Origin of the sequence: Flavobacterium saccharophilum, assembly GCF_900142735.1 — a bacterium.
GTDB classification, from domain to species: Bacteria; Bacteroidota; Bacteroidia; order Flavobacteriales; family Flavobacteriaceae; genus Flavobacterium; species Flavobacterium saccharophilum.
Window position 1 is genome coordinate 908,778 of sequence record NZ_FRBY01000002.1, and the last position, 15,240, is coordinate 924,017.

Here is a 15,240-nt window from a genome sequence, read left to right on the forward strand (position 1 = left end):
TTTGAAGATGAAAAACATTAAAATAACCTATTTAGCCAGACTGTTTTTTTGCTTGTTGTTATTTTCTAATCAAAATACAAAAGCACAAAAAAAAATAGATACTGATAGTCTTTTGACTGTCATTGTTACAGATATGAAAACAAATAATCCTGATTATCAACTAAATATTCAAAGAGCCTTATTAGGAAAGAAACTGGCTCCCGATTATCTTGATTTTCATTTGATACTTGGTCGAAATTACGATTTGACCAAAGTAAAAGACAGCGCCCGATATTATTATAATTATGTTATTGATAAAAATCCAGTTTATGAAGATGCTTTTCATTACTTGATTAATTTAGATATTGAAGAGAAAAAATATGATGAAGGTTTAATTTTAGTAAACAAAGCCATCGAATTATACCCTGTTAATAAAACTTTCAGACTTAAAAGAATTGGAATTTACTCCCTGCAAAATGATACCGCAAACGAAGAAAAATACCTAAAATCGATTCGGGCAAAATTCCCTGATGATCCTGAAATTCAACAGCTATTGTATGAATTATATTCTAAAATAAATTTTGACAGAGTTGGCGCCTACTATAATATCACCACTATTGATCGTGATGGAGTTGGGCCTTGGCATTTTGTAAGTACCGACTATGTAAGGCAGCGTTCCTGGGGAAGTTTGATTGGCCGAGTCAATTATGCCAGAAGATTATCTTCAAGTGCTGTTATGTCAAGCGGTTTACAGTTTGAAGCAGAATCCTACCTTTTCGCTAAAAAAAATAACTATCACTATATTGATCTTGCCTACAGTCAGGATGATGCTTTTCCGGAATGGCGGTTTGGTTATTCTTATTTTCATACCTTTAAAAAAGGTTGGGAAGCCGATTTGGGAGCCCGTTATATCATAATGCAGGATAACAGTGATTTAAAAACACTAAATATTGGTGTTGGAAAATATTTTGGTTCCTACTGGGTTAACCTAAGATCTTACATTCAAAAAGACGGAACTTCATTTACGGCAACTTCCAGATATTATTATAAAACAAAATATGATTATGTTACGCTTATTGCCGGTTACGGAACTTCACCAGACGACAGGACAAGATCTGCAGAATATGAAGCAAGAATGTCTTTACGTTCTTATCGTTTAAGTGCCGGTTTTTTTAAATTGATTAAAAGCCACTATATTATTGGAATTCTAATTACAGATAACGAACAGGAATACACGGCAAATAAATTTCAAACCGAACTCGATTTTGCCTTTTTATTGCAATACAAATTTTAAATATTATGAAAAAAAGGTACTTCATCTATTTAGTTCAACTCTTTTTTTTCTTACTCAGCTACACCACCATGGCACAATCTGAAATCACTTTATCGAACAAAAACAGTATTATTTCAAAGTCTGAAGATGCCCGGAGTCCTGCTATGCTTTTAAAAAAATACCTTGATAAGGCGTTTGCAAAACCTTTTGGTGAAATCTCAGAAAATAGTAACGACGATTCGTCTGCCATAATCTTAGAAATCACAGACCAGGAAAAACTAAAGGCAAATGAGTTTATCATCAAAAGTGATTCAAAATCAATTTATTTAATAGCACAGAATCCAAAATATCTTCGTTATGCCGTTTATACTTTACTTGAAATTTGGGAGTTTAGAAAATTTACTGGGACAGAAACCTATATTCCAAAAGTTGAACAGCTGACATTTTCAAAAAACAGCAAAAAAACCTATCAGCCAGCATTCGACTACAGGGCTCTTTTTTATCCTGACTGCTATGACGAAGATTTTAGAGATTGGCATAAACTTGATTGGCAGGTAGATGATTTTGGTATTTGGGGACACTCGTTTAGTATTCTGGTTCCGCCAAAAGAATATTTCAAAAGTAATCCCAAACTTTTTGCCCTATATGAAGGAAAAAGAAATGGAGAATCTTTGTGTATGACCAATGATACTGTAGTGGATTTGGTTGAGAAAAAAATGACTAAAATTATTGCCGATACACCCAATGCCCAGTTTTATTCAGTAAGTCAAAATGATGATGTGGTGTATTGTGAATGTGCAGAATGCAAAAAATTGAATGACAAATATGGTGGTCCTCAAGGCTCTTTTTATTATTTTTTAAATAAAATTGCCAAACATTTTCCAAAAACAAAAATCACGACACTCGCCTATTTACACACTCTAAAGCCACCAGTAAATTTAAAAATCGAGCCTAATATTTATACTATTTTTTGTCCGATTGAATTAAATCGCGGAAAAGCAATTACAGCTCAAAATTCGGCTTCTTTTGTAAAAACGCTGGAAAACTGGAGTATAACGTCTCCGCATTTATTCCTTTGGGATTATACGGTTCAGTTTTCTAATTATATGTCACCTTTTCCCAATTTTGAACCTTTTCAGAGCAACTATAGACTCTTTAAAAAAAATAAAGTAAAGGGTATATTTGTTCAGGGATATGCTGATATTCCAGGGGATTTTTCAGAGCTAAGGCAATATCTTCTGGCCAAATTACTGTGGGATACTGATATTGATATTAAAGCCGTAACTGCCGATTTTTTGAGAGGTTTCTATGGAAAAGCAGCACCATTTGTTGGAAATTATTTGAATCTTTTAACTGAAAATCAAAATAAAAACAATGCATTTTTAGATATTTATTCAGGTCCTGTACAAGCCAGAAACACTTTTTTAACTCCGGAAGCGATGGATCAATACGATCAATTATTGGAAAAAGCGTCTAACGCAGTTGAAGACGATAAAACACTAAATCTCAGAATTAAAAAATTACGTTTAGCGCTGGAATTTGTCTATTTTGAACAATCCAAATTTTACGGAAAAAACCAACATGGAATGTTTATCGTAAATGATAAAAGCGAAAAAGAAGTAAAAAAAGGTTTAACAGAAAGAGTTCTGAAATTTACAAAGTCCTGCAATGAATTTGGAATTTATGAATTAAGTGAAGGCGGACTTTCACCAGATAACTATTACAAGGAATGGCTGGAAATTTGCAAAAACGCCACAACTCATTTGGGTGAGGATTTAAAAGTAAGCTTCATAACACCACCGTCAGATGATTTTAAGGGAAAAAGAGCTGTCGGTTTAGTTGATGGAAACAAAGGCTATAAAGACTTCAATATCAACTGGATTGGGTGGTATGGAACGGAACCTTCACTTGAAATCGAAACAAAACAACTAGATTTTAATACGTTGAAATTAAATTTTCTGGAAGATCAGAGGCATTGGATTTTTACACCGAAAAAAATATTGATTTATGGTTATGAAAATCAAAAATGGATACTTTTAGAAGAAAAAACTTGTGATAATTTAACTGAAAATGACCAAATTACAACAAAATCATGGGAAATTTTAAGTCAAAAATTTAGTAGCTTTATAAAAATAAAAATAATTATAAAACCCCAAACGGAACTACCTAGCTGGAGGAAACGAAAAAACAAAAAACCTATGCTAATGATGGATGAAATAGAATTATATAAAAAATAAAAGCCAACATGAATAGCAGCGAAAAAAAAATTCTTATTATCGATAATGATGAAATGACTATCGAAATTCTAAAATTTATTTTAAAAAAAGAAGGTTATAAAATAAGCATTGCGAAAGATGGAGTAAATGCCTTAGAACGAATTCCGATTATTATGCCCGATTTGGTCATTACTACTATAATCATTCCGCTTAAATCGGGATTACAAATTATTAGTGAGATCAAACAAAATTTCAAAAATATTAAGGTTATTGCACTTTCTTCACTTGGAGAAGAAGAAAACACCGTCGAAGAAGCTTTTGAATTGGGTGTTGATGATTTTATTGCAAAACCATTTAATCCAAATGAGCTTTTATTACGAATAAAACGATTTTTATAGCAATTTAAAGTCTAATTTTGAGAAATACGAATGCCCCAAACTATCGTAATTTCTAAGAAACATCAATTTTTCAGCTATTTATAGCTATCTTTGCACAAAATTTAATGCAAATGAGCACTTTCGAAAAATTCAATCTTCCAAAATCAGTACAAAAAGCAATCGACGAATTAGGATTTGTTAGGCCTACTCCTATTCAGGAAAAATCTTTCTCTGTGATTATGTCTGGACGAGATATGATGGGAATTGCACAAACCGGTACAGGTAAAACATTTGCTTATTTATTACCTCTTTTAAAATTATACAAATTTACACCAACGAATACGCCTAAAATTGTAATTCTGGTTCCGACACGTGAACTAGTTGTTCAGGTGGTAGATGAAATCGAGAAATTAACCAAATACATGTCGGTTAGTACGCTTGGTATTTTTGGTGGAGTAAACATAAATACGCAGAAAAAAGCGGTATACGAAGGAGTAGACATTTTAGTTGGAACACCTGGTAGAATGATGGATTTGGCTTTGGATGCTGTAGTTCGTTTTGATGAAACTCAAAAATTAGTTATTGATGAGTTTGATGAAATGCTGAATTTAGGTTTCCGTACGCAATTAACGGCGCTTTTGGCGATGATGAAAACCAAACGTCAAAATATTCTTTTCTCTGCAACCATGACTGATGAAGTTGATGCTGTGTTGAATGACTTTTTTGATTTTCCGGAAGAAGTTACTCTTGCCGCTTCAGGAACTCCGCTTGAAAATATTACTCAGATCACTTATAATGTTCCGAACTTCAATACTAAAGTAAACTTACTGAAGCACTTATTAGAAACAAATGAAAGCATGGAACGTGTTTTGGTTTTTGTGAATAATAAAAAGATCTCAGATATGCTTCATACTCGTATTGAAGAAGATTTTGAAGGTCAGTTTGGTGTAATTCACTCTAACAAATCTCAAAATTACCGTTTGAGCACTATGGCTGAATTCCAGGAAGGAAATCTTCGCGGATTGATTACTACTGATATTATGGCGAGAGGTTTGGATATTTCGAATATCTCTCACGTAATAAACTTCGAGCTTCCTGAGTTTCCTGAATTATATATGCACAGAATTGGGCGTACAGGTCGTGCCGATGCTACAGGAACTGCCATTAGTTTTATCACACCACGTGAAGAAGAATTTAAAGTGGAAGTGGAAGTTTTAATGAATCAGGAATTAGAAATAGCTGAGTTCCCTGAAGAAGTTGAAATTTCGGCAAAATTAATTGAACCTGAAAAAGACAAACAGCCCATTAAGTTTTTAATGAAAAAAGTAAAACTGGATGGTGACGGTGCTTTTCATGATAAAGCTAAAAAGAATAAGAAAGTTAACCTTGGAGGACCTTCTAAAACAAAAAAGAAAACACACGGATCTGTCAATCGAAATATGTTGAAAACGAGAGACAAGAAGAGAAAAGATAAGGATAAATAGATTTTTATAGGAGCAAAGGTTCAAAGGAACAAAGCGACAAAGTATAAAAAAAAGGCTCAAAAGTACAGAATTAAAAAACCTATGTACCTTTGAGCCTTTGTAGCTTTGAACCTATTCTAATTATATTTTCGTAAACACCAATCCAACCGGTGAACACAATTCAATTCTTTTTCCTGTGTCAGTAAGTTTTCCCGTAGTTTTATCCCTTTTAAAAATAACAATATTATTAGTGTATTGATGTCCTACTAAAAGATAATTTCCTGTTGGGTCAATTGCAAAATCTCTTGGACCTTTTCCTAAAGTACTTTGCTGTTCAATCAATTCAATTTTTCCGTCTTTAAGAATCTTATAAACAGAAATATTGTTCGCATCTACTCTGTCTGTTACATATAAAAACTTTCCGTCAGGTGAAATTTTAATTGCTGCTGCACCGGTTCCACCTTTAAAATCTTTTGCCAGTATACTTGTTTCAGCAATCTTTTTCAAGCTTCCGCTTTTATCATAGCTAAAAGTTGTCAGAGTGGCATCTAATTCCTGAATTAAATAAACAAATTTACCATCCTTGCTAAATGTTAAATGTCTAGGTCCACTTCCTGGCTTTACATCAACACTCCCTTTCAAAGTAAGCATTTCGGTTTTAGAATTCGGATTGTATTTATAAATAAACACTTTATCCAAACCTAAATCATTAGACAAAACGAATTTTTTATCTGGAGAAAACATCACCATATGTACGTGTGCTTTTTCCTGACGCGCTGCATTAGGTCCTTTTCCTTCATGTTGAATAACCTGCTGCACTGTAGTAATACTTCCATTTGTCTGTTTCTTAAAAACTACAATATTACCTCCAGAATAATTGGCAACAATTACATTTTTATCATCATTTATTAAATGACAAGGATCAGCTCCTAAAGCTTTATTCGTATTTAAAAAAGTAACTTTTCCTGATTTTGCGTTATATCCAAAAGCGCTAACCGCACTTTGATCTCCATTCTCATTTACAGCATATACAAATTTGTTGTCAGCTGAAACTGATAAATAACTCGGACTAATAACACCTTCTGAAGAATTTTTAAATTTAAATTCACCTGAAGCTGCATCGAATTCATAAACATAAATTCCCTTGCTTGGGCATGTATTAGTATACGTCCCTATCAATAAATTAAATTTATTCTGGGCCTGAGTGGTAAAAGCTAACGCTGAAAAAAGCAGCATATATAATCCTTTCATAGTTTTTTGTGGTTTTTTGAATATGCTAAAATACTCAATAATATTGTTAGAAATTACATTTTTTGTTACAAATGAATTATCAAAAGTTACATTTTTCCAATTCAATTTTAATCTATTAAACCATATTCTGAATATAAGTTCATTTTAATTTTTCCTTGCTTATAATCTCTTATATTCCCTATATGGTTTAACTAAAAATTTGTATTTTTGACCAGCATCTACAAAACGTAGTGAAGTAAATCGAAGCCAGAATGCATTTTAAACACCCCGAAATTCTATACTTTCTGTTTTTATTGATTGTTCCAATTTTGGTGCATTTGTTTCAATTACGACGTTTTAAAACTTCTTATTTTACAAACGTCAAATTCTTAAAAGAACTGGCTGTTCAGACGCGTAAAAGTTCTAAAATCAAAAAACGATTATTATTAGCAACACGATTACTATTATTGACTTGTGTGATCGTAGCTTTTGCCCAGCCTTTTTTCGAAGCCAAAGACAGTAAAAATGCATCAAACGAAATGTATATCGTTTTGGATAATTCTTTCAGTATGCAGGCTAAAGGCAAAAAAGGGGAATTATTGAAACGCGCAGTTCAGGAATTACTGGAAAACACACCTGAAAACGCGCAATTTTCATTATTAACCAACACTGAAAACTTCTGGAATACCGATATAAAATCTTCAAAAAGTGCTTTACAGAATTTAAAATACAGTGCCACACCTTTCGAACTTTCTTCGATAATGGCAAAAATAAAAGCGCATAAATCGGCACATAAGAAAGATATTGTTATTATTACGGATGCTGTAGGTTTAGCCGAAAAAGATGTAAAAAACATTGATTCTGAAGAGAAGCCTTATTTTATAGTTCCGGAAGCAGAACAAAAAAACAATGTTGCCATTGATAGCGTTTTCATCAATCAGACTTTAGAAAATTTCTATGAAATCGGAATTAATTTATCAGCTTATGGCGATGATTTTAAACCCATTTCAATGGCCTTGTACAATCAAAATAAACTGATTGCCAAAACCATTATTAATTTCGACAAGAAGAAAAAAGAAATCAATTTTACCATTCCAAAAGAAGCTTTCCATGGATATGTAACTATTGAAGATAATGGCCTGACATACGATAACAAACTATATTTCAGCATTTCAAAAGCTAAAAAAACAAACGTTATCAGCATCGGAGAACCTGAAAAAAGTAATTTCTTGTCACGAATCTATACTTAGGCGGAATTCAATTACCATAATTACTCAATAAGTAGTTTAGACTATAATAGTCTTGAAGAGCAAAATACCATTATTCTAAATGAATTAATTGAAGTTCCACAGGCTTTGCAAACCACTTTGAAAGCATTTGTTTCTAAAGGTGGAAATTTGGTTGTGATTCCTTCTGAAAAAACTGCTGTCTCAAATTTGAATTCTTTTCTTGGAAATTTTGGAAAAGTTCAATTTGGAAATCTTGAACCTAAAAACAAATTAATTACAAAAATCAACTTTGATCATCCTTTGTTTTCAGGTGTTTTTGAGAATAAAATCACGAATTTTCAATATCCTAAGACAAATAGTTCGTTTGCTATTTCAAGTCCGTATCCTGCAGTTTTATCTTATGAAGATCAAAGCGTATTTGTAACGGCAATTCAAAATCCGGTTTCTGGAATTACTGTTTTTTCAGCACCTATAAATTCAGAGAATTCAAACTTTCAGCAATCGCCTCTGATTGTACCTCTTTTTTATAAAATGGGACAGAATAATCAAAAAACGGGTGTAAATGCGTTAACGATCGGCAATAATCAACCTTATTTTGTTGATGTTTTATTGACGAAAGATGCCATTCTGGAAGTAAAAGGAAACGAAGATTCTTTTATCCCTATTCAACAGATATTAAACAATAAAGTAAAATTAACTTTCAACGACTTTCCTGAAACAGCTGGAAATTATACTGTTTTTGACAAAAAAGAATCGATTGAAAACCTGAGTTTCAATTACAAACGAAGCGAAAGCGATTTGAGTCTGGTGAATACCAATGTAGTTTCCGATTTTAAAACTGCCGATACAATTTCGACCATATTTAACACCTTACAAACTGAACGAACTGACAGCCAAATTTGGAAATGGTTTGTTATCTTTGCACTGTTATTTTTAGCATTAGAAATGGCAATTATCAAATTTGTAAAGTAAAGCTTAGGTTTCTTTAGAGCATCTTACTTTTTACAAAAATCATTTTACGATTTAAGTACAAAATAAATTTATCTACATATGAAAATAATCATCAGAAGCGCCAAAATTATCGATTCAAAAAGTCCGTTTCATAACCAGACTGTTGATCTTTTAATTGCAGATGGTTTAATAGAAAAAATAGGAACTTCAATTCTTGATATTGAGGATACAACCGAAGTGAAATTTGATAATTTACATATTTCTCAAGGTTGGTTTGACAGCAGTGTTTCATTTGGAGAACCAGGCTATGAAGACAGAGAAACCATTGCAAACGGCTTAAATGTCGCTGCAAAAAGCGGTTTTACAGGCGTGGCTTTACAACCCAACTCCTTCCCTGTTATCGACAATCAATCACAGGTAAATTTTGTAAAAAACAAAGCAAACGGTTTTGCGACAGAACTTTTTCCAATTGGAGCTTTAACCAAAGCAAGCGAAGGAAAAGATATGGCTGAATTGTTTGATATGAAGAAATCGGGAGCAATCGCTTTTGGAGATTATAATAAAAGTCTTGATAACGCCAATCTGCTAAAAATTGCTTTACAATATGTTCAGGATTTTGATGGTTTAGTAATTGCTTATTCGCAAGATGCTAACATCAAAGGAAATGGAGTTGCCAATGAAGGAATTGTTTCGACAAAACTAGGCTTAAAAGGAATTCCGAATTTAGCTGAAGAATTACAAGTGGCCCGAAACTTATTTTTATTAGAATATTCCGGAGGAAAACTTCATATTCCAACAATTTCTACAGCAAAATCAGTTGAATTAATTAAGGAAGCTAAAGCCAAAGGATTACAAGTTACCTGTAGCGTATCTGTACATCATTTAGTTCTTACTGATGAAAAATTAGAAGGATTTGATACGAGATTTAAAGTGACTCCACCATTGAGAACTGAAGCCGACAGAACGGCTCTTGTAAATGCTGTTTTAGACGGAACAATTGATATGATTACTTCAGATCATAACCCAATTGATATTGAATTCAAGAAAATGGAATTTGATACGGCTAAAAACGGGACAATTGGTTTAGAAAGTGCTTTTGGAGCTTTGTTAACTGTTTTGCCTTTAGAAACTGTAATTGAAAAGCTAACTTTAGGAAAAGCGGTTTTCGGAATCGAAAACAATTCAATTGCTGAAGGTTCTAAAGCTAATTTTACTTTCTTTACGCCTGAAGGAAAATCAACTTTTACGAAAGAAAATATTCTTTCAAAATCTAAAAATTCTGCCTTTTTAGGAACTGAAATTAAAGGTTCAGTTTACGGGATTTTAAATCAAAATAAACTCGTTACAAAATAATTAAAATGAATAATTCAATACAAGAGGGAAAATCAATCGCTATAACCAGTTACATTTTGATCATTGGTGTTTTAATTGCGATGTCGATGAACTCTGAAAATAAAAATAGTTTTGCCTCTTTTCATATCCGTCAGGCTTTAGGATTGTCTTTGACATTTATCTCTTTCGGAGCTATTATAAGTAACTTTGATAGCTTTATGATCACTTTTCCAATGTGGATCTGTATTTCTATTTTATGGACTTATGGAATTTTTAGTGCTATTCAAGGTCAGACAAGACCAATTCCGTTAGTTGGAAATCTTTTTCAAAAATGGTTTAAATCTATAGGATAGATTAAATTCCAATCCCCTGTTTCGGGATAAATTCTAAATTCCAAATCTTTGTGAAAGTTTAAAACCTCCACAAAGTTGAAAATTCAAAATTCACTACTTACAATTCACAATTAAAAAAATGAATCTATCTTTAGAATATAAAATACAAGAACCAAAAGTTATATTAGACAAAAATCCCGTTTTAATTTTATTACACGGATACGGAAGCAACGAAGCCGATTTATTTTCGTTTGCGACTGAACTTCCTGATAATTACTATATCATTTCAGCCAGAGCACCTTATGATTTACAGTACGGAGCTTACGCTTGGTACGCAATCAACTTTGATGCTGATCAGAATAAATTCTCAGATAACGAACAAGCCAAAACTTCACGCGATTTAATTGCTAAATTCATTGATGAATTAGTTGCAAATTATCCGATTGATGCTAACGATGTTACATTGATTGGTTTCAGCCAAGGTTCAATTTTGAGTTATTCTGTTGCACTTTCTTACCCAGAAAAAGTACAGAGAGTTGTGGCTATGAGTGGCTATTTTAACAATGAAATTATCAAAGAAGGCTTCGAGAAAAACGACTTTAAAAATCTAAAAATATTTGCTTCACACGGAACTGTAGATCAGGTTATTCCGGTAGATTGGGCAAGAAAAACACCTGCTGTTTTAGAAAGTTTAAATATTCCAATTACTTATAAAGAATATCCTGTTGGACATGGTGTTGCGCCACAGAATTTCTTTGATTTTAAGAATTGGCTGGCTTCTTAGTTTGCAGTTTACAACAATCTAAATCCTAAAAAAAATGAACATTACAAAACTTGAAAATCCAGCGTTAGTCTTAATCGATATTCAAAAAGGATTTAATGATGTTTCTTATTGGGGTGGCGATCGCAATAATATAAATGCAGAACAAAAAGCTGGTGAACTTCTGGAAATTTGGAGGGCTAAAAAACTACCCATTTTCCATATACAACATTGTTCATCAAATCCAAATTCAATTTTAAACGAAACAAATCCGGGAAATGAATTTCAGGATGTTGTAAAACCGATTGAAGGTGAAACCATCATCAAAAAGAACGTAAACAGCGCCTTTATCGGAACAAATTTAAAAGAACTACTTGATGATGCAAAAATTACAAATCTTGTGATTGTGGGATTAACAACAGATCATTGTGTTTCTACAACTACGAGAATGGCTGGAAATTTTGGTTATTCAACGTATTTAGTTGCTGATGCAACGGCAACTTTTAATAAAAAAGGCATAAGCGGAGAAGATTTTTCTGCAGAAACAATTCATCAAACTGCTTTAGCAAGTTTAAATGAAGAATTTGCTCAGGTTGTCACTTCTGATTTTATAAAAGAAATAGTTTAATAGAAACTCCTATATATAAAAAGGCGAGAAATAGTTCTCGCCTTTTGTATTTTATATTAAGATGGTTTTTAATTTTTAAAATTGCTATTCTCCTGTATAAATAATCTTCTCTCCTTTTTTCAAAACATAACCTTTCCATGGAATTAACTGTAGATCGTCTTTTATCCAGGAATCGCCTTCTGATTTTCTTTCCAGAATAATAGATTCTTTTTGGGTATCTAAGAAAAGTTCTGCTTTATCTCCTTCAAAAATTACGTAGGCAACTGTTGTATAGGTTTTTCCGTCTTCAGCGTGAGATAATTTAGTACTGTTTTCGAAAATTCGGATGCATTCCTTTTTAAGAATGGACCAGGTATAACCTGCAGAAGCTTTACAGCTATGAGAATCTGAATCTCCTCCAACAACAGTCGGAGAGCTAGTATCTTCTTTTGCAGCTTTTGTAGTTTCTTGTGAAGGCTTCTTTTCTTCAGAAACTTTTTTGGCACAAGAAAATGAAAGGCCAATAATAATCGAAAATAAAAATATCTTTTTCATAAATCCTATTTTTTAAAGTGGGGGTAAAAAATAGCATTCTAAACACTATTTTTGATACAACCAACTTTGATTAACCTCAAAAGTAATATTATCATCGTTATCAACAAAATATTTTAACAAGACTTCTCCCCATAATTCTCCATTACTATAATCTGCAATGATCCATCTGTGGTTTAGAATTTTTATTTTATTGATGATAAATTTGTTAGGACCAATTTTATCCTGACCAGTATAAGGATTTCCGTTTGGATTAGCATTTAAATCCAATAATTTTTCGGTTACAACCGGAATCAATTTTTCGTATAAAATTACTTTTCCACCAGAAGCGCTGTTGTCAAAATAATTCTGTGCATTTTCATTGTGTTCTAAAGAAAAATAGTCTGCTTCTGCCAATTTTCCTGACACTAAATTGATACTATCTCTTAGCTTTTTAGTTGTTTTATCATATCTTTCCTGACCAAATTTTACTTCTCTGCTGTAAAACATATAAGTAAAAATATTCATTAGTATCGCAAGGATAAAAAGGTAAAGCATTAAGGATTTTTTCATTTTGTGTATTATATTAAATTGTAATTTCTAAATTATCATAAGCCAGAAAGACGTTTTCAGGAAGTTGTTTTTGTACCTCTTCATGAAATCCCAGAACATGGCTAATATGCGTTAAATACGCTTTTTCGGGCTTGACCAAATTTATAAAATCAAGTGCTTCCTGCAAATTGAAATGTGTATCATGAGGTTCTACACGCAAAGCATTCACAACCAAAACTTTCAGATTTTTCAATTTTTCAATTTCGGCATCTTCGATTGTTTTTACATCGGTTAAATAGGCAAAATCATCAATGCGATAACCAAAAACCTGCAAATCACCATGCATTACGTTTACAGGAATCGCCATTTTATCTCCAACAGCAAACGGTTCGTTATTTACAACTTCGATCGTTTTAACGCTGGGAGCGCCTGGATATTTGTTTACGGTCTCGAAAACATACTCAAAACGACGTTTTAGATTATCAATTACACGTTCGTGTCCGTAAACCGGGATTTCTCCCTGACGGAAATTAAACGGACGAATATCATCTAAACCGGCAGTATGATCTGCATGTTCGTGCGTAAATAAAATAGCATCGAGTTTTCGACAGCCACATGAAAGCATTTGCTGTCTGAAATCAGGGCCGCAATCGATTACATATGAGTGCTCGTCCCATGTAATCCAGATGGATACACGAAGCCTTTTGTCCTTAGCATCAGTGCTTTTACAAACGGGATGATCGACCCCAATAATCGGGATACCTTGAGAAGTACCAGTGCCTAAAAAATATACCTTCAATTGAACTTATTTTTTTTACAAAAATAGGATTATTTCTCTTTCATTAGAAGCCTAATTTGCTAACTTTGTAACAAATCTATTTAAAATAAAATGGGTACAGAAATAAAACTCAAAGGTGACAAGGTCATCGAACAGATTCCTTCTATAAAAGACAAAGCGTTACGCATTAATTTAAACGAGAATATTTACGGAACATTTGCTGAAATTGGTGCTGGACAGGAAACTGTAAGACATTTTTTCAGATCCGGAGGTTCATCGGGAACTATTGCAAAAGCAATGTCTGCCTATGACAAAGATTTTAGTGACGCTGTTTACGGAATTGAAGGCGACGGTCGCTACGTTACTGAAAACCGACTCAAAAAAATGTTAACCTTTGAAGGTGAACTTATTGAAGAGCGTTTAAGTAGAGAAAAACATCCAAACAAACTTTTCTTTAGTTATGCCAATACGGTTGCCACTATTGATTTTGCCAAACAATTTAAAGGTCACGGCTGGGTTGGAATACGATACCAAATTGAACCAGACGAAGCTTATAACGAAATTATTCTTCACATTCGTTTTAAAGAGACTGACGCCCGACTACAACAAGAAACATTAGGGATTTTAGGTGTAAACCTAATTTACGGTGCTTTTTACAAATACAATGATCCAAAACGATTACTTCGTTATTTATACGATCACTTAGACAAAGACCAGCTCGAAATCGATACTATTAACTTCTCAGGACCTCGTTTTGCTGATGTTGATAATCGTTTAATGAGTTTACAATTGGTTAAAAACGGAATGACAGATGCCGTAATGTTTAACCCTGAAGGGAAAAACGTATTGCCTGCCGCTGTATTATACAAGAAAAACCTTTTGGCCTTTAGAGGAAGTTTCCGTCCGGTTACGAATGTAAATCTTGATATGTATCAGAAATCATTAACAATGTTTCTGGAAGAAAACAAGGTTGAGAAAGATAATACTTTAGTTGTTTTTGAAATTACACTTTCTAATTTACGCTCAGACGGTGAAATTGACGAACGTGATTTTATGGATAGAGCAGAATTGCTTTGTTCATTAGGTCAAACTGTAATGATTTCGAACTTCCAGGAATATTACAAAGTTGTTGAGTACTTCTCAAATTATACCAAAGCCAGAATGGGATTAGCAATGGGTGTAAACAACTTAGTGGATATTTTTGATGAGAAATACTACCGTCATTTAAGTGGTGGGATACTGGAAGCTTTCGGAAAATTATTCTACCGCGATATGAAAGTATTCTTATATCCGATGTTGGGAGAAAATGGTGAAATTATTACTTCTGATAACTTAAAAGTACATCCAAGGATGAAAGAATTATATAAATTCTTTAAATTCAACGGAAAAGTAGTTGACATTAAAGATTACGATCCAAACATATTAAATGTATTCTCGAGAGAAGTTTTGAAAATGATCAGCCAGGGAAAAACGGGTTGGGAACCAATGCTTCCTTCCGGAGTTGCCGAAATTATAAAGGAACATCACCTTTTTGGATATCATCCGGAAAAGGAATTAGAGCAAAACACTCAAGAATAAAAAAATCCCCAAAAGAAAAATTTTTCTTTTGGGGATTTTTTTATGTTTCAAG

The 15,240-nt window shown here is 32.9% G+C and carries 13 protein-coding genes and 1 pseudogene; 10 read left to right on the forward strand and 4 right to left on the reverse strand.

From position 1 onward, the window contains the following. Positions 1-7 precede the first annotated feature (7 nt). The 4 genes from BUA98_RS09455 (at position 8) to BUA98_RS09470 (ending at position 5,329) form a co-directional block, all read left to right on the forward strand. Positions 8-1,273 (forward strand): YaiO family outer membrane beta-barrel protein, encoded by a 1,266-nt coding sequence (locus tag BUA98_RS09455; RefSeq protein ID WP_086065218.1) that lies wholly within the window; start codon positions 8-10, stop codon positions 1,271-1,273. Between the two features lie 68 nt (positions 1,274-1,341). Beyond that, positions 1,342-3,489: a DUF4838 domain-containing protein gene (locus BUA98_RS09460; RefSeq protein WP_244279186.1), complete on the forward strand. Its 2,148-nt coding sequence runs from the start codon at positions 1,342-1,344 to the stop codon at positions 3,487-3,489. 8 nt (positions 3,490-3,497) lie between these two features. Then, on the forward strand, positions 3,498-3,866 hold the full coding sequence (locus tag BUA98_RS09465) for a response regulator transcription factor (RefSeq protein ID WP_072971438.1): 369 nt from the start codon (positions 3,498-3,500) through the stop codon (positions 3,864-3,866). 110 nt (positions 3,867-3,976) lie between these two features. Next, the gene (locus tag BUA98_RS09470) at positions 3,977-5,329 is read left to right on the forward strand and encodes a DEAD/DEAH box helicase (RefSeq protein WP_072971915.1); all 1,353 of its coding nucleotides are present in this window, start codon (positions 3,977-3,979) and stop codon (positions 5,327-5,329) included. 120 nt (positions 5,330-5,449) lie between these two features. On the opposite strand, the gene BUA98_RS09475 is transcribed toward BUA98_RS09470, so the two are convergent. Then, on the reverse strand, positions 5,450-6,559 hold the full coding sequence (locus BUA98_RS09475) for a lactonase family protein (RefSeq protein WP_072971918.1): 1,110 nt from the start codon (positions 6,557-6,559) through the stop codon (positions 5,450-5,452). 251 nt (positions 6,560-6,810) lie between these two features. On the opposite strand from BUA98_RS09475, the pseudogene BUA98_RS09480 reads away from it, so the two are divergent. From BUA98_RS09480 to BUA98_RS09500, 5 genes and pseudogenes are all read left to right on the forward strand, one after another. Further along, positions 6,811-8,739: pseudogene (locus tag BUA98_RS09480) on the forward strand (BatA domain-containing protein). 78 nt (positions 8,740-8,817) lie between these two features. After that, positions 8,818-10,071, forward strand: coding sequence for a dihydroorotase (locus BUA98_RS09485; protein ID WP_072971441.1), 1,254 nt, complete (start codon positions 8,818-8,820; stop codon positions 10,069-10,071). 5 nt (positions 10,072-10,076) lie between these two features. Then, positions 10,077-10,403, forward strand: coding sequence for a hypothetical protein (locus BUA98_RS09490; RefSeq protein WP_056186039.1), 327 nt, complete (start codon positions 10,077-10,079; stop codon positions 10,401-10,403). Positions 10,404-10,521: 118 nt separating this feature from the next. After that, on the forward strand, positions 10,522-11,166 hold the full coding sequence (locus BUA98_RS09495) for an alpha/beta hydrolase (protein WP_072971444.1): 645 nt from the start codon (positions 10,522-10,524) through the stop codon (positions 11,164-11,166). A 34-nt stretch (positions 11,167-11,200) separates the two neighbouring features. Next, entirely contained in the window at positions 11,201-11,770 is a 570-nt protein-coding gene (locus BUA98_RS09500) for a cysteine hydrolase family protein (protein WP_072971447.1), read from the forward strand. A gap of 84 nt (positions 11,771-11,854) precedes the next feature. Here BUA98_RS09500 and BUA98_RS09505 read toward each other — a convergent pair whose 3' ends face one another. From BUA98_RS09505 to BUA98_RS09515, 3 genes are read right to left on the reverse strand one after another with little or no spacing between them, the layout of a single operon-like run. Then, entirely contained in the window at positions 11,855-12,304 is a 450-nt protein-coding gene (locus tag BUA98_RS09505) for a hypothetical protein (protein ID WP_072971450.1), read from the reverse strand. 45 nt (positions 12,305-12,349) lie between these two features. Further along, entirely contained in the window at positions 12,350-12,853 is a 504-nt protein-coding gene (locus tag BUA98_RS09510; protein ID WP_072971453.1) for a hypothetical protein, read from the reverse strand. A 13-nt stretch (positions 12,854-12,866) separates the two neighbouring features. Then, a complete protein-coding gene (locus BUA98_RS09515; protein ID WP_072971456.1) occupies positions 12,867-13,631 on the reverse strand; it encodes an MBL fold metallo-hydrolase in 765 nt (254 codons plus the stop codon). A gap of 90 nt (positions 13,632-13,721) precedes the next feature. Between BUA98_RS09515 and BUA98_RS09520 the strand changes: the two genes are divergently transcribed. Further along, the gene (locus tag BUA98_RS09520) at positions 13,722-15,188 is read left to right on the forward strand and encodes a nicotinate-nucleotide adenylyltransferase (RefSeq protein WP_072971459.1); all 1,467 of its coding nucleotides are present in this window, start codon (positions 13,722-13,724) and stop codon (positions 15,186-15,188) included. Positions 15,189-15,240 lie beyond the last annotated feature (52 nt).

Bases quoted from the DNA above. Each gene is read 5' to 3' on its own strand.
- BUA98_RS09485 (WP_072971441.1), top strand. From the start codon at position 8,818: ATGAAAATAATCATCAGAAGCGCCAAAATTATCGATTCAAAAAGTCCG.
- BUA98_RS09490 (WP_056186039.1), top strand. From the start codon at position 10,077: ATGAATAATTCAATACAAGAGGGAAAATCAATCGCTATAACCAGTTAC.
- BUA98_RS09495 (WP_072971444.1), top strand. From the start codon at position 10,522: ATGAATCTATCTTTAGAATATAAAATACAAGAACCAAAAGTTATATTA.
- BUA98_RS09470 (WP_072971915.1), top strand. From the start codon at position 3,977: ATGAGCACTTTCGAAAAATTCAATCTTCCAAAATCAGTACAAAAAGCA.
- BUA98_RS09510 (WP_072971453.1), bottom strand. From the start codon at position 12,853: ATGAAAAAATCCTTAATGCTTTACCTTTTTATCCTTGCGATACTAATG.
- BUA98_RS09455 (WP_086065218.1), top strand. From the start codon at position 8: ATGAAAAACATTAAAATAACCTATTTAGCCAGACTGTTTTTTTGCTTG.
- BUA98_RS09475 (WP_072971918.1), bottom strand. From the start codon at position 6,559: ATGAAAGGATTATATATGCTGCTTTTTTCAGCGTTAGCTTTTACCACT.
- BUA98_RS09460 (WP_244279186.1), top strand. From the start codon at position 1,342: ATGGCACAATCTGAAATCACTTTATCGAACAAAAACAGTATTATTTCA.
- BUA98_RS09500 (WP_072971447.1), top strand. From the start codon at position 11,201: ATGAACATTACAAAACTTGAAAATCCAGCGTTAGTCTTAATCGATATT.
- BUA98_RS09505 (WP_072971450.1), bottom strand. From the start codon at position 12,304: ATGAAAAAGATATTTTTATTTTCGATTATTATTGGCCTTTCATTTTCT.
- BUA98_RS09465 (WP_072971438.1), top strand. From the start codon at position 3,498: ATGAATAGCAGCGAAAAAAAAATTCTTATTATCGATAATGATGAAATG.
- BUA98_RS09520 (WP_072971459.1), top strand. From the start codon at position 13,722: ATGGGTACAGAAATAAAACTCAAAGGTGACAAGGTCATCGAACAGATT.